Below are 22,469 nucleotides of genomic sequence, written 5' to 3'. Positions count from 1 at the left end.
TAAGCTCTGCCGCTCCAAACTTGACGTTACAGAGTGTTCACTCCCCCCTCTGCACCCCAGGTTGTTCGGCAATATATTCACTTTTACTTAGTGTATTGAATCCATACTATTTGTAACAGTATCGAGATGCAAATAGGTAAGATTAATCAGATTAACAGGCAAATCCTGCTTTTTTTTCACTGCGCCGCAGGGCATAGTAAGCCCATGTGAGAGTGAGTAATACGCTGAAAGTCATTTAACAGTTGAATATATCAGTAACTGTTGGCGAAGTGATTATCTCAAATTAATCAAGGAGTTTTACATGTTTGCTGTGATTTTCGGGCGTCCTGGATGCCCATACTGTGTTCGTGCCAAAGAACTGGCGGAAAAATTGGAAACTGAACGCGATGATTTTAAATTCCGTTACATTGATATTCACGCGGAAGGGATAACCAAAGCTGATCTGGAAAAAACCGTCGGCAAACCGGTCGAAACTGTGCCGCAAATCTTCATCGACGAGAAACACATTGGCGGTTGTACAGATTTCGAAGCTTATGCAAAAGAAAATCTGAGTCTGTTCCAGTAATCTGTTGGTGAACTAATCTGCAAGTGAATAGCTAGCAACAGTTGGGCCAATCATGATTAACATGGTGCAAAAAGGGTGCTTAGCACCCTTTTTTTCTGACTTCAGATGGCGATAATGCCAGTAAAGCCTCTATCCCAAAACCTCATTTCCCGACCCATTCCAGCATATAAACCCACTTTAAATCAGCGCATCAGTATATTCATCTAGTCACACCAAACTTCCTGCTTACTACTGGCTGTCTCGCAACAGACCGATTAGAATAAAGCTCACTATTGCCTACATTTATATTCTGTCTGGCGATTATTTTTTTGCATTTAAAGTTATGTGTCGCTCTGATTTTACCTTAAGGGTGTATGCATTGTGGATCATCCGAGCTAACTAGAAAGTCATACTGGTGAATATAAACGTCGCAAATTTGTTAAACGGCAACTACATCTTGCTGTTATTCGTGGTTTTAGCACTGGGATTGTGCCTGGGCAAACTGCGACTCGGGCCTATTCAATTAGGTAACGCTATTGGTGTGTTGGTGATATCACTGTTACTTGGGCAACAGCACTTTACCATCAATACTGAAGCGCTGAATCTGGGTTTTATGCTCTTTATTTTTTGTGTCGGTGTTGAAGCTGGCCCAAACTTTTTCTCTATTTTCTTCCGCGATGGCAAAAACTACCTAATGCTGGCTTTGGTTATGGTGGGCAGCGCCATGATTCTGGCATTGGGGCTCGGTAAACTGTTTGGTTGGGACATCGGCCTGACAGCCGGGATGCTGGCCGGCTCGATGACATCCACACCGGTTTTAGTCGGTGCTGGCGATACACTGCGCCATACCATCGCCAATAACCCCGCCCTGCAACATGCTCAGGATAACCTCAGCCTGGGCTACGCCCTGACCTATCTTATTGGGTTGGTTAGCCTGATTTTAGGTGCGCGATATTTACCTAAACTTCAACATCAAGACTTACCCACCAGTGCTCAGCAAATAGCCCGTGAGCGCGGTCTCGACACTGATAGTCAGCGAAAAGTCTACCTGCCGGTTATCCGTGCCTATCGTGTTGGCCCAGAGTTAGTGGCATGGGCCGATGGTAAAAACCTCCGTGAATTAGGCATTTATCGCCAAACTGGCTGTTACATTGAGCGCATTCGCCGCAATGGTATCTTGGCAAACCCGGATGGTGATGCCGTGCTGCAAGTCGGTGACGAGATCTCCTTGGTCGGCTATCCCGATGCTCATTCCCGCCTTGACCCGAGCTTTCGTAACGGTAAAGAAGTGTTTGACCGTGATTTGCTGGATATGCGCATTGTGACTGAAGAGATTGTGGTCAAAAACAGCAATGCCGTCGGTAAGCGCCTCAGTCATTTAAAACTGACCGACCACGGATGCTTTCTGAACCGCGTGATCCGCAGCCAGATAGAAATGCCAATTGATGACAATGTGGTGCTAAATAAAGGCGATGTCTTGCAAGTCAGCGGGGATGCCCGCCGGGTCAAAAGTGTGGCAGAGAAAATTGGCTTTATCTCCATTCACAGTCAAGTGACCGACCTGCTGGCCTTCTGCGCCTTCTTTATTTTGGGGTTGATGATTGGCCTGATTACCTTCCAATTCAGTAATTTCAGCTTTGGTATTGGTAATGCCGCCGGCTTACTGATGGCCGGCATCATGCTGGGCTTTTTGCGGGCCAACCACCCGACTTTCGGCTATATCCCGCAAGGGGCTCTCAATATGGTGAAAGAGTTCGGATTGATGGTCTTTATGGCAGGGGTCGGGCTGAGCGCCGGTGGCGGTATTAACAGCAGTTTGGGGGCTATTGGCGGGCAAATGCTGATTTCCGGTTTAATCGTCAGTTTAGTGCCGGTCGTTATCTGCTTTATCTTTGGCGCTTATGTATTGCGCATGAATCGGGCCTTACTTTTCGGCGCGATTATGGGGGCGCGCACCTGCGCACCGGCCATGGATATCATCAGCGACACAGCTCGCAGTAACATCCCAGCGCTTGGATATGCAGGAACTTATGCCATTGCAAACGTGTTACTGACATTGGCGGGCTCGTTAATCGTCATTGTTTGGCCGGGAATATTAGGCTAGTACCCTAAAAGGGGCATTTAAGACAAAGCTAAACATTATTTTATACTTTTTTCATTTCCCCAGAACTTTCTCACTGGACTGGGGTCTGATTTAATGCCACTGCTTTTCTTTGATGTCCCCATATTGAGGAGCCCGATAGTCCCGCCTTCTTAGGTTCAAGACTAATCGGGTTTTTTCTTGTCTGAAATTTGAGTTCTCCCCCCATTGCTCACGATTTAGCCCAAGCTGTTGGCGTGTCGCCAACCAAACGCAACCAATCCTAGCCACTTCAGATAGCAAAAATCCCCTTAAGGCTTTCTTAAGACAGAATTATTACAGTATCCATATGACAACTTCTGCTCCAGGTTATTGCGTGAAGATCAATAAACCCGCCACGGCCACATTAAATAATACCTCAACGGCATTAATAATTAGGACAAACTCCCTTTACTCACTGCCGTTATCCTTTTACTTTTGGCAGGTTTTTGCATTGGTGATCAGTGGATTGCTGTTTCTCTGGTTATCACGCGACGAGCAGTTGGATTGGCTTATCAGTAATTATTGGTTTGATCCGCTCACACAGCATTTTCCTTGGGAAAATAATGCTTGGCTGGATTTACTTAATCATCGGTTATTGAAAATCATCATTATTAGCGCTGCCAGTATCACGTTGTTGTGGGGGATTTATCGCCGCAACCAGCGCTTGGTGACCGCCATGTTGTTACTGGGGATTGGCCCATTGGTAATAGGCATTCTCAAAGCCACCAGCGCGCACTCCTGCCCTTGGGATTTAGTGGAATATGGCGGCACATCCATCAGCTATGTACTGATGGGGACAGCCCCCGTCGGCGCGGGGCCGGGCCACTGCTTCCCAGGCGGTCATGCATCCAGTGGGTTTGCAGTAATGGCATTGTTTTTTTTGTTTTACCCCGAGCGGCCACGGTGGGCTTTGCTGTGTTGGTGCGTCGGTGCCAGTCTTGGCATGTTGATGGGTTTTGGACAAATCATGCGTGGGGCACATTTTCTCACTCACAACCTGTGGGCAGGTTGGTGGGTATGGCTCAGCCAGTTGGCGGCATATTGGATGATCAGCGGTTATTACCACCGCGATAAGGGTACAGAATGATTGAACAAATGAATTACTTTTTCTTTTCCATGATAAATGCCACTCCAGCATCACAGCCATGGATGATTTATTTTGCGACTTTTATCGCACGTGATTTGATTATGATTATCCCCGTATTATTGGTGGGGTTGTGGCTATGGGGGCCAGAAAACACCATGGATTCACAGCGCGCCTTAGTCACCAAAGCTGCCATGGCTCTTGCTTTCTCAATGCTTTCAGCCTCTTGCATCGGAATGCTTATCCCTCATGACCGGCCTTTTGTCGTCGGTTTTGGCTATAACTTTATGAATCACGCACCAGACAGCTCTTTCCCAAGCGACCATGGCACCGCCATTTTCACTTTTGCTCTCGCCTTTGTTTTCTGGCACAAATTGTGGTCAGCAATCAGCATGATGGTCGTGGCTGTGGCGATTGCATGGTCACGTATTTATCTGGGAGTACACTGGCCATTAGATATGGTCGGGGCCTTTTTGCTCGGTATTGTCGGTTGCTTGTTTGCTCAGCTGGTGTGGAATTTATTCGGCGATGTTATTTCACATAGCATGAAGCGCCTTTATCACATAATTTTTGCCTTACCTATCAGCCGAGGATGGGTCAGAAGCTAATCCTTGCAAGTTATTAATCTCACATTGTCGGCAAACTGAATTTGCCGGCAATGCTCACCTAAAGATACAAAATCCTTTTAATATACATATAAATCATCTAATTACATAAATACTCAAAGTGTTGAGTGGCGATTTAGCACCCTGAAATGTAATTAAAATAACAAAATAAAATCTAAAACAGCACAATTATGTGAGAATTAGCTTTGTTTTCTTCATTAAATGTTATTATTATAACAACAGACCCAACTTACAGATGAACAAAAGGATAATAATCATGACAATCAATTACGCTAATTATATCGACCATACCCTCCTGGCAATGGATGCTACTGAAGAACAAATTATTCAGCTGTGTACAGAAGCTAAGCAGCATCATTTTTATGCGGTATGTGTTAACTCTGGATATGTGCCCGTTGCAGCACAACAATTAGCAGGGACAGCGGTTAAAGTATGCTCGGTGATTGGTTTTCCGCTAGGTGCTGGCCTGACTGCAGCAAAAGCTTTTGAAGCCCAAGCTGCTATCAAAGCGGGTGCACAAGAGATTGATATGGTTATTAATGTTGGCTGGTTGAAAAGTGGGAAAATCGCCGAAGTTAAAGCTGATATCAAGGCCGTGCGTGATAATTGCGCCGTCACACCGTTGAAGGTAATATTAGAAACTTGCCTGCTCAGCGACGCGCAAATCGTACAAGTCTGTGAAATGTGTCGTGAACTTGATGTCGCTTTTGTTAAAACCTCCACCGGTTTTAGTACTGGCGGTGCAAAAGAAGAACATGTCAAATTAATGCGCGCCACAGTAGGCCCGAAGATGGGCGTCAAAGCCTCCGGTGCGGTTCGTGACCGAGCGACGGCAGAAACGATGATCAAGGCTGGAGCAACACGAATTGGCACCAGCTCTGGGGTGACTATTGTTTCAGGCCAGCAAGCATCCGCAGCAAGCTACTAACTTAAACTATACCAATACATTTCAATATGTTGAAATGCGAGTAGCCCGCGCATCAACCGTTGAAAGTTGATGGGTATAAAGCCCGGCCAAGGTCGGGCTTACTGATTGCCATGTGCTGTTTTGCCCACTTTGTTTTGCATGGCATGGTATTGAAAACAACTTGTCAGGGATAGCTTATGGAAACTCGCCGTGCAGAACGAATTAATAAACTTACTCAAGCCCTTAAGCGTTCCGACAAAATCCATTTAAAAGACGCGGCTAATCTATTGCGGGTCTCTGAAATGACGATTCGCCGAGATCTCAGTGCTGAGCCCACATCCGTTATTTTGCTCGGCGGTTATGTGGTGATGGACCCTAAAAGCAACAGCGCCAATAACTATTTTGTTTCTGACCAACAAGCCAAACAGGTGGAAGAAAAACGCCGAATCGGCCAGTTGGCAGCGCGTCTTATTGTGGAAAATGACACTGTTTTTTTTGACTGCGGCACCACTATTCCGTCAATAATTGACGAAATTGATGAAGAACTGTCTTTTACCGCGATTTGCTACTCCCTCAACACCTTCCTGTCTTTACAAGATAAACCCAACTGCAAAGTTGTCTTGTGTGGTGGGGAATTCAAGCCCAATAACTACATTTTCACGCCCATAAGCCAACATAATGAGTTGGATAATGCTTGTCCAAACAAAGCTTTTATCTCGGCGGCAGGCGTTTCTATTGAGTACGGCGCAACCTGTTTTAATTTCGACGAGATCCTCTTGAAGCACCGCGCCATGGCCAAATCCCAGCATAAAATCCTGGTAGCCGACCACAGTAAGTTCGGCAAAATAAAGCCCGCCAGTATCGGCGCGCTGACACTCTTTGATGCGGTTGTGACCAACCGTCAACCTGATATTGAATTCAGTCAATTCTTTTTACAGCACAATATCAAAACCTATTGTTAGACCCCGCAATCTTTCACCTATACCCAGAGTTATCAGGATGCGTGTAAACGCGTCCTGTTACTGAAAGCACCCACTTATACTGTCTAGAGCGGCGGTCTTCTGCTTGATTGCATAGCAAAAATCTTAAATTGCTAAATACGGTGTAGATAACACCGACTCCGTATTACCAATCACAAATGGATTATATTTAGGCAAAATAATCCGACAGCAAATAACCACATTCTAGTTGTGGCCAAATAGCGTTTTTACCTATAAGATTTTTAAAACACAATTCCATTGGTTAATTAATATCCACTGCCATTTTAGTTTAAGGTAAATTAATTTAACATTTGATTTTCTTTTAATGCATTTAAGTAAAAGAATAGCGTTGGTTTATTGTCAGACAAATTATCAGTCGCATATTTTTATATGACAAATGGACTATAAAATACTAATAGTCACTCCCTCACTTATTCTGTAAAACAATCAGAGTTATTGTTTCTTCCTTATTTCACGGTTTATAATCACTGTCAGAACCCTCCGCTAAAACCATCCCTAGATAGGTTTAAATTCACTATAAATCAATAACTTGAGAAATTCACATTGTTTTACATTAATGATTTTCATCAATAAATCAGTGAAAAACTTGATTTTTGCTAGATTCACAAGCGTGGTTAAAATATATTGCCCAGCAAGAAAGCGCAGGAAAAAAATAATTGTTTATTTATTGGTCAACAAGAAAAATATGTTTTTTTATTTTCTTATTAATTAATTTAAAACATTCACATAACAATCAGTTGTAAATTCGCAACAAATCATCGGGGCCGAGTTTATTGAGCATTTGCGAGCATGATCACGGTAGTTTTCACTACAAATCGCTATCTTGCCGCCAGCAAAAACTAGTGTTCTTCTTAGAACAACAAAAATATCCGATAACGCGAATTGACCCGCGTAAAATCGGTTGAATTTTGCACTTTAACGTTTAGGTATAAATCACAACCACGGCACCAAACTAATAACCAGGGCACCAATTTTAAACAAATCGTTTCGACTGAATTTTTCACCTGATAACGTCGCTAAATAAGGCGTTACAGGTCACTAACTTTCGGCTCTTAATTTTAAATTAACGTGTTTACTATGGAGATTTTTCATGGACACAACTCAAACAGGCACTATTGCCTCCACGGGAAAAACTTCATCAAGTACATGGCGTAAAAGTGACACCATGTGGATGTTGGGTTTGTACGGCACAGCAATCGGCGCAGGCGTTTTATTCCTGCCAATCAATGCGGGTATCGGCGGCCTGCTGCCGCTTATTGTGATGGCAATTATTGCCTTCCCGATGACTTTCTATGCACACCGCGGCCTGTGCCGTTTTGTGCTGTCAGGTAAAAATCCTGGGGAAGACATCACTGAAGTGGTTGAAGAGCATTTCGGTAAAGGTGCCGGTAAACTGATTACCCTGCTTTACTTCTTCGCTATCTACCCCATTTTGTTGGTCTACAGTGTTGCGATTACCAACACCGTCGATAGCTTTATTACTCACCAGATGCACCTGCCATCACCGCCACGTGCCATTCTGTCGCTGATTCTTATCATCGGTCTGATGACTATCGTGCGTTTTGGTGAGCATGCCATTGTGAAAGCAATGAGTATCTTGGTGTTCCCGTTTGTTGCGGTATTGATGCTGCTGGCGGTTTATCTGATTCCTAACTGGTCAAGTGCGATATTTGAGCACGTGTCAATGGACGGCAATGGCACTGGTAGCGGCTTGTGGATGACATTGTGGCTGGTTATTCCGGTAATGGTGTTCTCGTTCAACCACTCACCGATTATCTCCGCTTTTGCAGTAGCAAAACGCGAAGAGTATGGCGTTGATGCTGAGAAGAAATGCTCCCGCATTTTAGCTTTTGCTCACATCATGATGGTTGTTACAGTGATGTTCTTCGTCTTTAGCTGTGTGCTGAGTTTGTCACCTGCCGACTTGGCAGAAGCGAAGAGCCAGAACATCTCTATTCTGTCTTACCTGGCTAACCACTTTAATACCCCAATGATTGCCTACATGGCGCCAATCATTGCCTTTATCGCCATCACCAAATCTTTCCTCGGCCATTACTTGGGCGCACGTGAAGGCTTTAACGGCATGATGATCAAATCTTTGCGCAGCAAAGGCAAAGAGATCAATCATGACAAACTGAACCGCATTACTGCGCTATTCATGCTGGTGACCACTTGGATTGTCGCAACCATGAACCCAAGCATTTTGGGCATGATTGAAACCTTGGGTGGCCCAATCATCGCGATGCTGTTATTCCTGATGCCAATGTATGCCATCCATAAAGTGCCTGCGATGCGTAAATACAGCGGCCACATCAGTAACGTGTTCGTGGTCATTATGGGTCTTATTGCCATCTCGGCCATCTTGTACAGCCTGTTCGGTTAATGATAGTGACGCTGGCCAATGTCCACGGCCAGCTTGTTATCGTCATCCGTTGTTGTTACTCGTTTCAAAAGCCGGTGCGTCCGCGCCGGCTTTCTCTTCCACGGCAATGTAAGCATTTTAATAATATTACCCAATATGGGTATAACGCCTTTAACATGAAGGAGGCGAATATATGGTCAGCGTTTTTGACATTTTCAAGATTGGTATTGGTCCTTCCAGCTCTCACACTGTCGGCCCGATGAAAGCTGGCAAGCTGTTTACCGATGACTTAATCGCACTGGGGCACCTTTCAGCCGTCACCCGCATCACTGTTGATGTTTACGGCTCTTTGTCTCTGACAGGTAAAGGCCACCATACCGATATCGCCATCATTATGGGTCTGGCAGGGAATATGCCAGATACAGTTGATATTGATGCCATCCCAGGTTTTATCCGTGATGTCGAGTTACGCGAGCGCCTGCCACTGGCCAATGGTGCGCATGAAGTTGACTTCCCAGCACATGGCGGGATGAACTTCCATGAAACCAATTTGCCTTTGCATGAGAATGGCATGACCATCAGCGCACATGCAGGTGATGAATGTATTTTCAACAAAACATATTACTCCATCGGCGGCGGATTCATTGTCGATGAAGCACACTTTGGTCAGCAAGACAACAATGCAGCTTCGGTGCCCTACCCGTTCAATTCTGCGCGTGACTTGCAAAAACACTGTAAAGATACCGGGTTATCTTTATCTGGCCTCGTGATGCAAAATGAGCTGGCTTTGCACAGTAAAGCTGAGATAAGCGCACACTTTGCCGCTATTTGGGATGTCATGCGCGCAGGTATTGAGCGCGGTATTAATACTGAGGGCCTGCTACCTGGCCCCATGAAAGTGCCGCGCCGCGCCGCCGCACTGCGCCGCATGTTGGTCACCACAGATAAACATAATGCTGACCCCATGACGGTGGTTGATTGGATCAACATGTATGCCTTAGCGGTCAATGAAGAGAATGCAGCGGGCGGGCGAGTGGTCACCGCGCCGACCAATGGGGCTTGCGGTATCATCCCTGCGGTTTTGGCTTACTACGATAAATTCATTCGCCCTGTGAATGAGAACTCATATAGCCGCTATTTCCTGGTTGCGGGTGTCATTGGTGCGCTGTATAAAATGAACGCATCCATTTCTGGCGCTGAAGTCGGTTGCCAAGGGGAAGTCGGGGTTGCCTGTTCAATGGCCGCCGCCGGTTTGGCTGAATTGATGGGCGGAAGCCCAGCGCAGGTCTGCATTGCGGCTGAAATCGCCATGGAGCATAACCTGGGGCTAACCTGTGACCCGGTTGCCGGGCAAGTTCAGGTTCCCTGTATCGAGCGCAACGCAATTTCCGCGGTGCAAGCGGTCAACTCGGCCCGTATGGCATTACGCCGCACCAGCGAGCCCAGTGTTTGTCTGGATAAAGTCATCGAAACAATGTATGAAACAGGCAAAGATATGAACTCAAAATACCGCGAAACATCTCGTGGTGGCTTGGCCATCAAAATTGTCGCGTGTAACTGATTTCGTTGAAGAAAGTCTAAAAAGGGCGGCTTGATAGTCGCCCTTTTGCTTAAGATTAGCTAAATAACTGGCTGATTTTCATCATCACGAAATCCCAGATGCGGCTGAAGAACCCGCCCTCTTTCACCTCGTTTAATACCACCAGTGGCCGCTGATCTATGGTTTGGCCATTCAGTTGAAAATCGATAGTTCCGACCACTTGATGCTTCGCCAGCGGAGCGCGCAATTCAGTCTCATTGAGCTTATAACTGGCTTTCAAGTTCTTCATCTGCCCTTTCGGGATAGTAATAGCGGCATCCTCAGCTACGCCAAGTTCGGCCTGCCCGGTATCACCAAACCAGACTTTTTGCGTCACAAAAGGTTTCGTGGCCTTAATCGGCACCACGGTCTCATAGAAGCGGAAGCCCCATGTCAGCAGTTTTTCACTTTCGCTGAAACGAACTCTGTCACTGGGGGCACCCAGCACCACAGAGATCAAGCGCATCGGCCCGTCAGTCGCGGAGGCCACCAGATTATGCCCAGCGCCGGAGGTAAAACCGGTTTTCATGCCATCGACGTTGAGATTAGTGTTCCATAACAGCCGGTTGCGGTTAATCTGACGAATTTTATTAAAGGTAAATTCTTTCTCTTTGTGCAGGGCATATTCATCAGGAACATCACGAATCAGCGCCTGGCCTAAAACCGCCATATCACGCGCGGTGCTGTACTGGCCCGGTGCATCAAGGCCATGCACCGTCATGAAATTGGTGTTATTGAGGCCGAGCGCTTTGGCGTAATTATTCATCAAGCCAACAAAACTGTCCTGACTGCCGGCGATATAATCAGCTAATGCAATGCTGGCATCATTACCGGACTGGATAACAATCCCTTTGTTCAAATCGGACAACTTGACTTGATCACCCGGTTTCAAAAACATCAATGAAGAGCCGCGTAATGCCGGGTTCCCAGTGGCCCAAGCATCTTTACCGACCGTCACTAAATCATCCGGATGCACTTTACCGGCTTTAATTGCTTGCCCAATCACATAGCTGGACATAATTTTTGTCAAACTGGCGGGGTCAAGGCGCTGGTCACTGTTGCCCTCAGCTAGCACTTTCCCACTGTTGTAATCCATCAATACATAAGCTTTGGCGTCTATCGCAGGAGGCACCGGGGCGTCAGCCGCATAGGCATGAGGCAGTGCCAACAGCAATAAACCAGCACTGAAAGTCAGCTTTTTTAGCTGGAATGGAAGAATAAATTTCATCATGAGGTCGCCAGAGTATCCTTGCAAATAATCGGAAATAAGTGGTATTTCCAGAAAAGCCACGGCCCAATTAGCGAAAAAGTAACGTTTTTTCACTGAGACTGAAATATCAGCTTAGTCATATTTCAGTCGCTTTTCTAAATTTATCCCATTGCCGCCGCAATTGGGCATTGTTTTACATTTTGTTTTGTAAAGATGCTGTTTTTAAAGAGTATTGATGGCTATACCGCTAAACATCTTCCTGTCTGAACACCTTTACATCTAAGCACCCAAACGTCTAAAAAAACATAATTATATTCCCAAAAGGAATATGGGCGGGTTATTTGTTCTTTTTAGTGCCTAAGTCGCTAGCGTTATTATCCAGCCATCGGTTGTTAACCAAACTCATTATCTTGATTGGAGTCAATAATGGCTATCTCCCACTCGGTGCTTGATCTTATCGGCCATACCCCCCTGCTGCAACTGACCCGCTTTGATACCGGCCCATGCCAGTTATTTGTGAAGTTGGAAAACCAAAATCCCGGCGGTTCAATTAAAGACCGGGTGGCACTATCGATGATTGAGCAGGCGGAAAAAGCGGGATTACTGCAACCCGGCGGCACCATTATTGAGGCCACCGCAGGGAATACCGGCCTTGGGCTGGCGCTGGTCGCCGCACTGAAAGGTTATAAATTGATATTGGTGGTGCCGGATAAAATGAGCCAAGAGAAAATTTTCCACCTGCGAGCATTGGGCGCACAGGTGCTTCTCACCCGCTCAGATGTCGGTAAAGGCCATCCGGCCTACTATCAGGATTATGCTCTGCGCCTGGCGCAGGAGACAGCGGGGGCTTTTTATATTGACCAGTTCAATAACCCAGCTAACCCGGCAGCTCACCGCAACTCAACTGGGCCAGAGCTATGGCAACAGATGGGCGAAGAAATTGATGCCATCGTGGTGGGCGTGGGTTCCAGCGGCACACTCAGTGGCTTGAGCCAATATTTCGCCGCGGTTTCACCCGCAACAGCATTTGTGCTGGCTGACCCGGCCGGTTCAATTTTGGCGGATTTTGTCGACAGCGACCACATTGGCGATGCCGGCAGTTGGCTGGTCGAGGGGATCGGCGAGGACTTTATCCCGCCGCTGAGTAACTTTTCTCAGGTCACAAAATCCTACCGCATTGATGATGCTGAAGCTTTCAGCACCGCCCGCGCCCTTTTACGTCAAGAGGGGGTGCTGGCCGGTTCTTCTACCGGAACCTTATTAGCCGCGGCATTACGCTATTGCCGCGAGCAAACTACGCCCAAACGGGTGGTCACCTTTGTATGTGACAGTGGCAATAAATACCTGTCCAAAATGTTCAATGATTACTGGTTACTGGAGCAGGGATTACTGAGCAAACCTCAGCGCGGTGATTTGCGTGATTACATCACTTATAGCCACGAGGACGGTGCCACTATTTCTGTCTCCCCACAAGATACCTTGGCCGTCGCTCATGCCCGGATGCGCCTGTATGACATCTCCCAATTGCCAGTATTAGAAGGCGAAAAGGTCGTCGGGCTCATTGATGAATGGGATCTTCTCAATGCCGTGCAAGCTGATGCGGCCCATTTCAACCACCCGGTCAGTGGCGCGATGACACGTCAGGTCAATACGTTACAAAAAGAGGCCGATTACCACTCTCTGCTGGCAACCTTTAATGATGGCCATGTGGCGGTGGTATTGGATGGAGAGCGTTTTCTCGGGCTAATAACCCGTACTGATGTTTTGAATACCTGGCGTCAAAAGCTGGCTTAATCTTCTCTTATTAAGGATTTTTATCATGGCAAAATTCGATACCCTAACCGTCCATGCCGGTTATACCCCAGATAGCACGGGTGCAGTGATGCCCGCCATTTATGCAACCTCCACCTTTGCCCAGCCCGCCCCTGGCGAGCACACCGGCTATGAGTATTCCCGCAGTGGTAACCCCACACGGGCCGCATTGGAAAAAGCGATTGCAGAATTAGAGGGCGGCATTCGGGGTTATGCTTTTGCCTCCGGCCTGGCTGCTTGCTCAACGGTGCTGGAACTGCTGGATCAAGGCAGCCACATCATTGCCGTGGATGATTTATACGGCGGAACCTATCGTCTGCTGGAGAAAGTGCGCAGCCGCACTGCGGGCTTGCGCGTCACTTATGTCTCTCCGGCAGATAGCGCCGCGCTGGAGCAAGCCATTCTACCTGAGACCAAAATGATTTGGGTGGAAACGCCAACTAACCCATTGTTAAAACTGGCTGATTTGGCCGCCATTGCTGCCATTGCCAAGCAACATCAGTTGATCTCGGTGGCAGACAATACCTTTGCCTCACCTTATATTCAGCGCCCGCTGGACTTGGGGTTTGATATTGTGGTGCATTCAGCCACCAAATACCTTAATGGTCACTCTGATGTTGTCGCCGGGGTCGCCGCTGTGGGGAACAATCCTGAACTGGCAGAACAATTGGGCTTTTTACACAATGCTGTCGGCGGGATTTTAGACCCTTTCAGCAGCTTTTTGACATTGCGCGGTTTGCGCACTTTGGCGCTGCGTATGGCGCGGCATAATCACAGTGCGCAGCGTATCGCCGCATGGCTTGAACAACAGCCGCAAGTGGAAAATGTCTATTATCCGGGGCTGAAAAGCCATCCACAGCATGCGCTGGCCGCCAAGCAGATGGCCGGTTTTGGCGGGATGATTTCAGTGCGATTGAAAGGGGATGATGAGTTCGCTCGTGCCGTCATTAAGCGCTCACATTTATTTACTCTGGCCGAAAGCCTCGGCGGTGTCGAAAGCTTAATTAGCCAACCCTACAGCATGACCCATGCATCAATCCCATTGGAGACCCGGCTAAAACACGGGATTACCCCGCAGCTATTGCGTTTATCCGTCGGGATTGAGGATACCGAAGATTTGATTGCGGACTTGGCCCAAGCATTAAACGGCTAATTATCTTATTGCGGCCTCTTTACCAATTGAGGCGACAGGAGTGAATATCATGCCTGTCGCTTCAATGCTACCAGGTCATTATCGCGCCACACATTTTAGCGCCGGTGTGCCAGCGACCTGACCCACTTATCCCCCAGGCTTTGTACTCCCTGCACTAGAATCACCAAAACAACTAAGGTTGCGACCATAACCTCATTATTAAATCGCTGATAACCATAACGAATAGCCAAGTCTCCCAAACCGCCACCGCCAATCACACCGGCCATGGATGAGAACCCCACCAGCATCACCACAGTCAAGGTCACTCCAGCTAATAAAGCCGGTAAAGCTTCTGGCAGTAACACTTTTTGAATCACATGCCGTGCCGAGCCGCCCATGGATAAAATGGCCTCAATCCGCCCTTTATCAACTTCATCCAACGCAGCTTCCACCACTCGGGCAAAAAATGGAATGGCACCTAAGGTGATGGGCACGATGGCCGCCGTGCTCCCCAGTGTGGTGCCGATTATCCAGCGGGTGATGGGGATCAGTGCAATAAGCAAGACGACAAATGGCATCGAGCGCCCCAAATTCACAATCGCGCCGAGCAATGTATTCACCCGAGGGGCCGGTAGCACCCCAGTAGGGCGTGAGACAAATAATAAAACCCCCAGTGGCAGACCAATTAATATAGTGAAAAATGTTGCTATAACAACCATATAGATAGTTTCACCGGTCGCATTGACCACTAACGCTAGCAGATCCTGCCAACTCATCCCGCTGCTCATATCAGTTCAGCCCTCACCCCACGTTCATTCAAAAATTGTAAAACTTCGGCTAAATTCAACCCGCCGTCTGGGTGGCTGAAATCAACTTGCAAGCGCCCGACACGTTGACCGCCGATAGATTCAACACCGCCCCCCAGCAAGGTGACCCCGACGGCGTGCTGCTGTGCTAATTCGCTCAGCACCGGCGAGGCCGATACCGTATCAAAGAAAGTCAATTCCGCCACCGGCGTGCCAGACAATGATGCCGGGCCACGTGCGGGCAACAACGAGCGCCCCAGACGGGAATGAGGTGAAGACAGTAAATCGGCTATTGCACCGGTTTCGACCACCCGGCCATGTTCAAGTAAGGCGGCGGTATCGCAGATGGACTTCACGACATCTAACTCATGGGTAATCAACACGATAGTTAACCCCAGCTGGCGATTAATATCACTGAGCAGCGCCAATATCGAGGCGGTGGTTTCCGGATCCAATGCACTGGTAGCTTCATCGGATAACAAATAAGAGGGTTTGGCTGCCAGCGCCCTGGCGATACCGACCCGCTGTTTTTGCCCCCCCGATAACTGCGAGGGGAAAGCAGAGGCTTTATCATTCAACCCGACTAAATCTAATAACTCCGCAACCCGCTTTTGCCGTTGGGGTTTCGGCATACCAATAATTTCTAGCCCAACAGCAATGTTGTCCCATACATTACGCGAATGAAGTAAGTGGAAATTCTGGAAAATCATACCGATATTCTGCCGTTGCAGGCGCAATTCACTATCTGAAAGTGTGGTTAACTCGCGCCCATCGACTTGAATACGGCCCGAAGTGGGCCGTTCCAGTAAATTCAGACAGCGGATTAAGGTGCTTTTCCCCGCCCCGCTGCGGCCAATGATACCGAACACCGAGCCCGTCGGAATCGTCAGAGAAACCTCCGCCAGGGCCACCATCGGCAGCCCCCCCTGGGGATAGGTTTTACTCAGGCGTTCGATGCTAATCATGATTTAATGCCTGCCACTGGGATCACCGAACCGGCATATTTTTCAGTGATAAATTTCGCCACTTCTGGTGACTGCAAATCTTTCGCCAACTGTTTGATACGCGGGTCATTTTCCAGTGCAGGGGTGGTCACCAGAATATTGGCGTATGGATTACCCACGGCTTTCTCCAGCCCTAAAGCATCTTTGGCCGGGTTCAAGCCCGCTTCTAATGCATAGTTACCATTGATAACGGCTAAATCCACATCGTCCAGTGAACGTGGGATCTGCGGTGATTCAATTTCCAATATTTTCAAGTGTTTGGGGTTGCTGGCGATATCCTTGGGGGTGGCTTGATTTTTCGCCGGATCAGTAAAGCCCGGCTTCAAAGTAATCAGTCCTTGATCTTGCAATAAATAGAGCGCCCGGCTGAGGTTAGTGACATTATTGGGTACCGCGACAGTGCCCTTGTCCGGCACTTCAGCAAAGGTTTTATGTTTATGGGAATAGACCCCCAGAGGCTCAATATGTACCGTGGCAGCAACCGCAAACTTCTGCCCCAAGGCTTGTTCTTGAGAGTGCAGATAAGGCACATGCTGGAAGTAATTGGCATCCACATCACCATGGGCTAACAGCTCATTGGAGTTGACGCCATTAGTGATTTCAATGACTTGCAGATTCAATGACGGGTCCAACTTTTGGACAAATTGCAGAATTTCCGCATGTGGAATCGGGTCTGCGGCGACTCGCAGTGCCTCGGCGGCTTGCGCCGATAAGGTAAAAGTCGCTGTCAAGGCGGTCAGCAATGCGGTACGCACCAAGCCAGAAACACCGGTTTTAATCATCATGGTATTTTTCATCATTATCATCCCAAAAATAAGTTTTTATAATTTAATATCAATAAGTTGAACTGACCGGAGCGGCGACTGCCAAAGGTGCAATTTGCTCGGGGTAATAGCGCTCAGCAACATCCGGGTGAGAGCGCAAGCGCCCTTTGAGATAATTAAGCCCCACATCGCGGAACAAGGGATTGTCCGGGTCACTGGCCGGCCCACGCGCTTTTGCCGCCAGAGCAACCGGCAGTTGATACAAGGGCACCACCGCATCGAGGCGCGCGCCGAGGAAAAAGGCGATAGACAGACGGTCAGTTCCCGCCGGTGGGGTTTCCACCCGATGCACCGTGGCGCGCAAATAGCCATTGCTGGCCAGCTCCAGCAGTTCACCGATATTGACCACAAAAGTGTCTGGCCGGGGCACCGCATCAATCCAGCGCCCCTCTTCCACCTCAACTTGTAAACCACGTTGCTGGTCTTGCAGCAAGAAACTGAGGAAACCGGAGTCTTTATGCGCCCCCACCCCCTGCCCACTTTGGGTGGTTTCGCGCCCCGGGTAGCGAATCAATTTGATATGTTCGTTGGGCTTATCGCCATATAACTCATCGAATGCGTTTTCATCCAAATTTAATGCCAACGCAAAGGCGCGCAGTAAGCGCAGTGCCATGCCGGTCATCTCGCGCTGCCATTGCAATAATGTCGGTTTTAATTCAGGCAGCGCTGCTGGCCACTGGTTTGGGCCTTGCAGTCTGGCCCAACTTGGCGTGTCGGGGGTCAGTGGCAATGGCGTGCGCTCAGCGCCGATATCAAACTGTTCACGCCAATCGGGTTGACCGCGTGTGAGTTCCGAAGCCGCGTGGTTGTAACCACGAAAATGCGGGGAGCGCACCATGGCAACGGCCAGCTTCTCGTCATCAGGCAGAGCAAAGAATTCACGGGATAAGGTTTGGATTTGTTGTAATAACGCGGGGTCAATACCATGTCCGGTCAGATAAAAGAATCCAATATCTCTGGCAGCATGGCGTAAGGCGACGAGAAATTCCTGACGTTCCTCATCAGTGCCTTTCAGCAATGAAAGGTCCAATAAAGGTAATGTATCTGCATTAACCGGTGATTGATTGCTTAAGTTTTGGTGGCTCATGTTTCACTCCAGAAGATTCCGTTGGTGGCTTTTTTTGCTCAGAACCAATGAAAACTGGACAACCATACAAACGAATAATTAGCATATTTAGCTCCTGAGCTGTGGGGTGAAAGCAGGCAGTCGACAACACTCTCTCTTTGGCCTTAATTCCCGTCATACTGCAATGGTAGCGGCTTTCATTTACTGGCAGCTTTCCTGCAACACCAATTATTGAGAGCGTTTTAGCCATTAAGGCGCGTTTTAAGAGCGTTCTCGACTAGATACTTAACAATCTATATCTAAACGATATAAATAATTAACACCGAAACTCAGCGGCACACCAATATCAATCCGTTCTATGTTATTTCTTTCATTGCAGTTCGCCCGGGCCCGTCTATCCTGATCATTGTTTTGTCTTAATATCCAGATAATCTGATAGCCAGTATTAAAGATGATACCCAACGTCATTCACATTGCCGGGATGCCAGCTCTGCCATAGTGAGGCCGCAGGGTATTCACTTCCATGTTTGGGTAGAAAGTATTAGCTTAGCTATTGATACCCGTTATTCTGGTGGGGAATTACCGATGTCCAGCACACACACTGTTAAGTTTCACTTCACCCGCGTTATCTACCTGGAGGTGGCTTAATGGATTTGGCCCTGTTTGATCTTGATGAAACGCTGATAAGCGATGACAGTTCTGGCCTATGGATGCGCTGGTTAGTGGATGAGGGGATTGCTGCTCCCGAACTGGCAGAACAAGAGCAGTATTTAATGAAACAGTACTATCAGGGAAGCCTGTCTATGTCCTGTTATATGGAATCAACCTTGTCACCGTTGGTTGGAAAACATATTGCTGAAGTGGCCGGCTGGGTTGAGCGCTTTATTGAGCGCGACATTTTGCCCCGCGTCTATCCGCAAGCCAGAAAGCTCCTGAACTGGCACCGTAATCGTGGTGATTACATCGTGATTATCTCAGCCACTGGCGAGCATTTGGTCACTCCCATTGCGCGGTATTTCTCCGCCAATGCAGCATTGTCTATTGGCGTAACAGTGGAGAATAGCCGCTATACCGGTAAGACTTACGGTATCCTGACTTATCGCGAGGGTAAAGTTGAACGGCTTAAGCAGTGGCTGCTGGCATCGCCCCAATTAGACTTCCAGCGGAGCTATGGTTACAGTGATTCAATCAATGATAAACCGCTATTGGAATATGTTGATCACGCCGCAGTGATCAATCCGGGCACTGAATTGGTGGACTTGGCCATCTTACATGATTGGGATATCCATCATTGGCAACGGCGTTAACTCAGCAGCAGGGCTGCGAGTGAAGGAAACCGCCACCATTCAGGCAGTTTGGGGTATAACGAGTATTATAGAGGGGTGGCTATGCTGACAGTGTGGGGGCGAAATAATTCGACCAATGTCAAAAAAGTGCTTTGGTGTCTGGAAGAGTTGGGTATTGACTATCAGCGAATAGATGCCGGAGGCCAGTATGGCAAGTTAAATGACCCGCTGTACCGCGCATTGAATCCCAACGGCCTGGTGCCTTGCCTGCAAGATGACGATTTTATTCTATGGGAGTCCAACACTATTGTGCGTTATTTAGCCGCACAATATGGTGAAAATACACTTTATTTACCCGAAGCAAAGCAGCGGGCGGCGGCTGAGAAATGGATGGATTGGGCGACATCCAGTGTCGTAGAGCCATTTAAAGCCGTGTTTATCGGGCTGGTGCGCACGGCACCGGAATTACAGGATAAAGCCAAAATTGCCCACGGTATTGAGCAATTGAATACATTAATGGCGATTGCAAATGAAGCCCTGAGTAAACAACCTTATCTTTCAGGCGATAAATTTGGTCTCGGCGATATCCCATTAGGCTGTCTGGCTTACGCCTGGTTTAATCTGCCTATTGAGCGCCCGCAATTACCCCATTTACAGCATTGGTATCAACATCTGACCCAGAGACCAGCATTCCAAAAAGTGGTAGATATTGGCCTGAGCTGATAAAGCCGCCGTCATGGTGCCCCCTGCGGCTTCATCCCCAAAGTCATTGAAATCGCAGGTAGGCGGCCAGCAAACCTATCCCGATGAGCTGACACCAGTCAGTGATTCGGGTACGTGAGCAGCCCCCCCCTTTGGTTTCAAGGACGAAAGTGATTAGAAATCGTAACTGGCACCAATCATATAACGGCGACCATCCAGAACTTTGTCATTCACTTCGATATCCACTCGTTTATCCAGTACGTTATAAACTCCGCCCATTAGACGGAATTCTTTCGTTAGCTGATAGTTAGCGCCTAAATCAACGAAAGTGTAGGACGGCGTGGTTTTCCCCATGCTGGTGCGGTTAAGATATTCCGAGGTTTTACCGCGATAGTTAGCCCGAATCCAAGTGGCCAGTTCCTCACTGGTTTGCCAGTTCAAGGTGCCATTTAGCATGTGTTTTGGCATCTGGTTCAATGGTTGGCCAGAGAACTGCCCGCTTTTTTGCTCAGATTGAGTAAAAGTATAGTTAGAGGTCAGTGACCAGTCTTTGTTGATATCCCAACCAAAAGTGGCTTCCACACCGCGCGTCATGGCTTTATCGACGTTGGTGCGGTCACTGATAAATTTATAGCTGGTGCCATTAATCATGCACTGGCCGGAGGCATTACCCGTGGTATCCGTACAGCGGCGTACCTCGGTAATTTTATCTTTAAAATCAGTGTTAAATAACGTCACACCGGCATTCATACCCTCTTGGGAATCCCAGAGAATACCAATTTCCTGGCTGAGACTTCTTTCTGGTTTCAGATTGGCATTACCAATAATAATGGCCGGATCACCACGACCACCGGTGATTTGCCCCCAATTTTCGGTTGCTTGGCGCAAATCAGGTGAGCGGTAGCCGCCGGATACCCCGCCTTTTAATGTCCATTGCTCCGCCAGATGCCAAACACCGTATAAACGCGGCGTCCAGTGGGTACCATAGTTTTCGTCTTGATCCATACGGATACCGCCGGTCAGCGCGAAATCATTGGTCATCTGCCATTCGTCTTCAGCAAACAGCGCCCAACTCCAGCGGGTTAGTTTCGTCAAGTCACTGGCAGAGGCTAACTGGTTGCCCTCATCATATAATTCTTCATAGCGATATTGGCCGCCAAGAATTAAGGTGTGGCTGTCGAATAAGAATGAAGTTTGGCTATTAAAGATATTATCGACGCTTTTCATTTCCCGCGATGGATTACGGGTTTCATCGCGTTGAACATAACTGGTCGAGTTACCAAAATCATAATAACCGTGGTGAGTAATCGCATAATTATTACGGTCATATTGTACGTCACTACTTTTACCGTTTAATGGCAATGAACGCCCAGCGGTTGAATTTCTATCTTGCACATAATGGCCAATATCAAAATCAAATTCGTTTTTATCATCCGGGGTGAGCGTAAATGTCGCAGCGCCATTTCTTAGGCGTTGCTCATTATAGCCATCAACAATTTTGTCTTCGCTACGATGAGAAAGTAGGCCGCTGACTTTTAATCCCAGTAAACCGTCAATTAATGGGCCAGAGGCATAGGCGTTAGTTTGGTAAATATCACCGGACTTGGAATCTTCCTGCAATGTCGCATCAGCGCGTACGGTGCCGTGCCACTCTTTACCCACTTTACGAGTAATAACGTTAATTACCCCGCCCATAGCGTCCGAGCCATATAAAGATGACATTGGGCCGCGTACAACTTCGATACGCTCAATGGCCGCCAGCGGTGGCAACCAACCCTGCTCAATGCCCGAACCATCACTATTTGGCCGCGTACCGCGGGTATCAACCCGCTTGCCATCAACCAAAATTAAAGTGTATTTCGCCGACATGCCACGAATACTAATATCACTGTGACTCCCGCCACCGGTGACAACCACTCCCGGCACATCTTTCAGCGCATCAGTAATATCGCGGTAAGCTTTATTTTCAATTTGCTCGCGGGTGACAACGGAAATAGATGCCGCAGAATCTTGAATACGTTGCTGGAAGCCTGATGCTGTTACCACCATAGTCTCTGTCGTGGTGGTATTGGTTTCAGCAGCAGATGTTTGAGATGAGATAATTGCCGCGATGATTAACAGCGCAGAATTCGATTTCCTAAAAGTCATTACACTTTCTCCATGAGGTATAAACTTATTCAGTTCCTTTTCCATCAGGTTCTTTTTGCCTATAGCGATGCCGCCTGACGGGCAGGTGATAAATATTATTTTTATAAAAATTGGCCGCCGCTCACCAAAGCAGGAATTATGCTTCCGACAATCCCTGCTTAATGCATAATTATTATTTTATAAATCACTGTGACTTCTCATATAGATGCTTTACACCCAATGCTGGATATTAGCCATAATAAGAATAAGGCATC

At 47.7% G+C, this 22,469-nt stretch carries 19 protein-coding genes; 12 read left to right on the top strand and 7 right to left on the bottom strand.

Annotated features, from left to right (window positions below; genetic code table 11):
* The first annotated feature begins 301 nt into the window (after positions 1 to 301).
* The 8 genes from D5F51_RS05765 to D5F51_RS05730 all read left to right on the top strand — a co-directional run bounded on the left by D5F51_RS05765 (position 302) and on the right by D5F51_RS05730 (position 10,207).
* The gene (locus tag D5F51_RS05765; protein WP_004873700.1) at positions 302 to 565 is read left to right on the top strand and encodes a GrxA family glutaredoxin; all 264 of its coding nucleotides are present in this window, start codon (positions 302 to 304) and stop codon (positions 563 to 565) included.
* Positions 566 to 959: 394 nt separating this feature from the next.
* Positions 960 to 2,648, top strand: coding sequence for an aspartate:alanine antiporter (locus D5F51_RS05760; RefSeq protein ID WP_129195853.1), 1,689 nt, complete (start codon positions 960 to 962; stop codon positions 2,646 to 2,648).
* Between the two features lie 433 nt (positions 2,649 to 3,081).
* Positions 3,082 to 3,753 carry a phosphatase PAP2 family protein gene (locus tag D5F51_RS05755; RefSeq protein ID WP_162301827.1) on the top strand — a complete coding sequence of 224 codons (672 nt, stop codon included), beginning with the start codon at positions 3,082 to 3,084 and terminating at the stop codon, positions 3,751 to 3,753.
* Complete coding sequence (ybjG, locus tag D5F51_RS05750) at positions 3,753 to 4,358, top strand: undecaprenyl-diphosphate phosphatase (RefSeq protein ID WP_025378829.1); 606 nt, start codon at positions 3,753 to 3,755, stop codon at positions 4,356 to 4,358. The genes D5F51_RS05755 and ybjG overlap by 1 nt, the downstream gene beginning before the upstream one ends.
* 274 nt (positions 4,359 to 4,632) lie before the next feature.
* Positions 4,633 to 5,304, top strand: a complete 672-nt coding sequence (gene deoC / locus D5F51_RS05745; RefSeq protein ID WP_129195851.1) for a deoxyribose-phosphate aldolase — start codon at positions 4,633 to 4,635, stop codon at positions 5,302 to 5,304.
* Positions 5,305 to 5,480: 176 nt separating this feature from the next.
* Positions 5,481 to 6,245 carry a DNA-binding transcriptional repressor DeoR gene (gene deoR / locus D5F51_RS05740; protein ID WP_025378831.1) on the top strand — a complete coding sequence of 255 codons (765 nt, stop codon included), beginning with the start codon at positions 5,481 to 5,483 and terminating at the stop codon, positions 6,243 to 6,245.
* 1,129 nt (positions 6,246 to 7,374) lie between these two features.
* The gene (locus tag D5F51_RS05735; protein WP_025378832.1) at positions 7,375 to 8,667 is read left to right on the top strand and encodes an HAAAP family serine/threonine permease; all 1,293 of its coding nucleotides are present in this window, start codon (positions 7,375 to 7,377) and stop codon (positions 8,665 to 8,667) included.
* 172 nt (positions 8,668 to 8,839) lie between these two features.
* Positions 8,840 to 10,207 carry an L-serine ammonia-lyase gene (locus tag D5F51_RS05730; RefSeq protein ID WP_025378833.1) on the top strand — a complete coding sequence of 456 codons (1,368 nt, stop codon included), beginning with the start codon at positions 8,840 to 8,842 and terminating at the stop codon, positions 10,205 to 10,207.
* 55 nt (positions 10,208 to 10,262) lie between these two features.
* On the opposite strand, the gene D5F51_RS05725 is transcribed toward D5F51_RS05730, so the two are convergent.
* Positions 10,263 to 11,456, bottom strand: coding sequence for a serine hydrolase (locus tag D5F51_RS05725; RefSeq protein WP_162301695.1), 1,194 nt, complete (start codon positions 11,454 to 11,456; stop codon positions 10,263 to 10,265).
* Positions 11,457 to 11,861: 405 nt separating this feature from the next.
* Here D5F51_RS05725 and D5F51_RS05720 point away from each other — a divergent pair, with 405 nt between their 5' ends.
* Positions 11,862 to 13,229, top strand: a complete 1,368-nt coding sequence (locus D5F51_RS05720; RefSeq protein ID WP_129195850.1) for a pyridoxal-phosphate dependent enzyme — start codon at positions 11,862 to 11,864, stop codon at positions 13,227 to 13,229.
* 25 nt (positions 13,230 to 13,254) lie between these two features.
* Positions 13,255 to 14,400, top strand: coding sequence for a trans-sulfuration enzyme family protein (locus tag D5F51_RS05715; protein WP_025378835.1), 1,146 nt, complete (start codon positions 13,255 to 13,257; stop codon positions 14,398 to 14,400).
* Positions 14,401 to 14,495: 95 nt separating this feature from the next.
* On the opposite strand, the gene D5F51_RS05710 is transcribed toward D5F51_RS05715, so the two are convergent.
* Genes D5F51_RS05710 through D5F51_RS05690 form a run of 5 tightly spaced genes read right to left on the bottom strand, consistent with a single transcriptional unit; the run spans position 14,496 to position 18,329 of the window.
* Positions 14,496 to 15,167 carry a methionine ABC transporter permease gene (locus tag D5F51_RS05710; protein ID WP_129195849.1) on the bottom strand — a complete coding sequence of 224 codons (672 nt, stop codon included), beginning with the start codon at positions 15,165 to 15,167 and terminating at the stop codon, positions 14,496 to 14,498.
* Entirely contained in the window at positions 15,164 to 16,150 is a 987-nt protein-coding gene (locus D5F51_RS05705) for a methionine ABC transporter ATP-binding protein (RefSeq protein WP_025378837.1), read from the bottom strand. Before D5F51_RS05705 ends, D5F51_RS05710 begins: the two co-directional genes overlap by 4 nt.
* Positions 16,147 to 16,971, bottom strand: coding sequence for a MetQ/NlpA family ABC transporter substrate-binding protein (locus tag D5F51_RS05700; protein WP_129199210.1), 825 nt, complete (start codon positions 16,969 to 16,971; stop codon positions 16,147 to 16,149). The genes D5F51_RS05705 and D5F51_RS05700 overlap by 4 nt, the downstream gene beginning before the upstream one ends.
* A gap of 52 nt (positions 16,972 to 17,023) precedes the next feature.
* A complete protein-coding gene (locus D5F51_RS05695; protein WP_162301694.1) occupies positions 17,024 to 18,100 on the bottom strand; it encodes an isopenicillin N synthase family dioxygenase in 1,077 nt (358 codons plus the stop codon).
* Positions 18,063 to 18,329, bottom strand: coding sequence for a hypothetical protein (locus D5F51_RS05690; protein WP_129195848.1), 267 nt, complete (start codon positions 18,327 to 18,329; stop codon positions 18,063 to 18,065). The genes D5F51_RS05695 and D5F51_RS05690 overlap by 38 nt, the downstream gene beginning before the upstream one ends.
* Before the next feature lie 397 nt (positions 18,330 to 18,726).
* Between D5F51_RS05690 and D5F51_RS05680 the strand changes: the two genes are divergently transcribed.
* Both D5F51_RS05680 and D5F51_RS05675 read left to right on the top strand, forming a co-directional pair.
* Positions 18,727 to 19,386: an HAD family hydrolase gene (locus tag D5F51_RS05680; RefSeq protein ID WP_025378841.1), complete on the top strand. Its 660-nt coding sequence runs from the start codon at positions 18,727 to 18,729 to the stop codon at positions 19,384 to 19,386.
* Positions 19,387 to 19,467: 81 nt separating this feature from the next.
* Positions 19,468 to 20,088: a glutathione S-transferase family protein gene (locus D5F51_RS05675; protein WP_129195847.1), complete on the top strand. Its 621-nt coding sequence runs from the start codon at positions 19,468 to 19,470 to the stop codon at positions 20,086 to 20,088.
* Between the two features lie 153 nt (positions 20,089 to 20,241).
* On the opposite strand, the gene D5F51_RS05670 is transcribed toward D5F51_RS05675, so the two are convergent.
* Complete coding sequence (locus D5F51_RS05670) at positions 20,242 to 22,215, bottom strand: ligand-gated channel protein (RefSeq protein WP_129195846.1); 1,974 nt, start codon at positions 22,213 to 22,215, stop codon at positions 20,242 to 20,244.
* Between the last annotated feature and the right edge of the window lie 254 nt (positions 22,216 to 22,469).

It is taken from the genome of Yersinia hibernica (genome assembly GCF_004124235.1).
GTDB classification, from domain to species: Bacteria; Pseudomonadota; Gammaproteobacteria; order Enterobacterales; family Enterobacteriaceae; genus Yersinia; species Yersinia hibernica.
Note: the sequence above shows the minus strand (reverse complement) of the source record. Positions and strands in the feature narration are given on the sequence as shown.

Excerpts from the sequence above, each read along its gene's own strand:
- D5F51_RS05680 (WP_025378841.1), top strand. The coding sequence starts at position 18,727 with ATGGATTTGGCCCTGTTTGATCTTGATGAAACGCTGATAAGCGATGAC.
- D5F51_RS05765 (WP_004873700.1), top strand. The coding sequence starts at position 302 with ATGTTTGCTGTGATTTTCGGGCGTCCTGGATGCCCATACTGTGTTCGT.
- D5F51_RS05695 (WP_162301694.1), bottom strand. The coding sequence starts at position 18,100 with ATGAGCCACCAAAACTTAAGCAATCAATCACCGGTTAATGCAGATACA.
- D5F51_RS05720 (WP_129195850.1), top strand. The coding sequence starts at position 11,862 with ATGGCTATCTCCCACTCGGTGCTTGATCTTATCGGCCATACCCCCCTG.
- D5F51_RS05690 (WP_129195848.1), bottom strand. The coding sequence starts at position 18,329 with ATGGCTAAAACGCTCTCAATAATTGGTGTTGCAGGAAAGCTGCCAGTA.
- D5F51_RS05710 (WP_129195849.1), bottom strand. The coding sequence starts at position 15,167 with ATGAGCAGCGGGATGAGTTGGCAGGATCTGCTAGCGTTAGTGGTCAAT.
- D5F51_RS05725 (WP_162301695.1), bottom strand. The coding sequence starts at position 11,456 with ATGATGAAATTTATTCTTCCATTCCAGCTAAAAAAGCTGACTTTCAGT.
- D5F51_RS05705 (WP_025378837.1), bottom strand. The coding sequence starts at position 16,150 with ATGATTAGCATCGAACGCCTGAGTAAAACCTATCCCCAGGGGGGGCTG.
- D5F51_RS05700 (WP_129199210.1), bottom strand. The coding sequence starts at position 16,971 with ATGATTAAAACCGGTGTTTCTGGCTTGGTGCGTACCGCATTGCTGACC.
- deoC (WP_129195851.1), top strand. The coding sequence starts at position 4,633 with ATGACAATCAATTACGCTAATTATATCGACCATACCCTCCTGGCAATG.
- D5F51_RS05715 (WP_025378835.1), top strand. The coding sequence starts at position 13,255 with ATGGCAAAATTCGATACCCTAACCGTCCATGCCGGTTATACCCCAGAT.
- D5F51_RS05735 (WP_025378832.1), top strand. The coding sequence starts at position 7,375 with ATGGACACAACTCAAACAGGCACTATTGCCTCCACGGGAAAAACTTCA.
- D5F51_RS05730 (WP_025378833.1), top strand. The coding sequence starts at position 8,840 with ATGGTCAGCGTTTTTGACATTTTCAAGATTGGTATTGGTCCTTCCAGC.
- deoR (WP_025378831.1), top strand. The coding sequence starts at position 5,481 with ATGGAAACTCGCCGTGCAGAACGAATTAATAAACTTACTCAAGCCCTT.
- D5F51_RS05675 (WP_129195847.1), top strand. The coding sequence starts at position 19,468 with ATGCTGACAGTGTGGGGGCGAAATAATTCGACCAATGTCAAAAAAGTG.
- D5F51_RS05670 (WP_129195846.1), bottom strand. The coding sequence starts at position 22,215 with ATGACTTTTAGGAAATCGAATTCTGCGCTGTTAATCATCGCGGCAATT.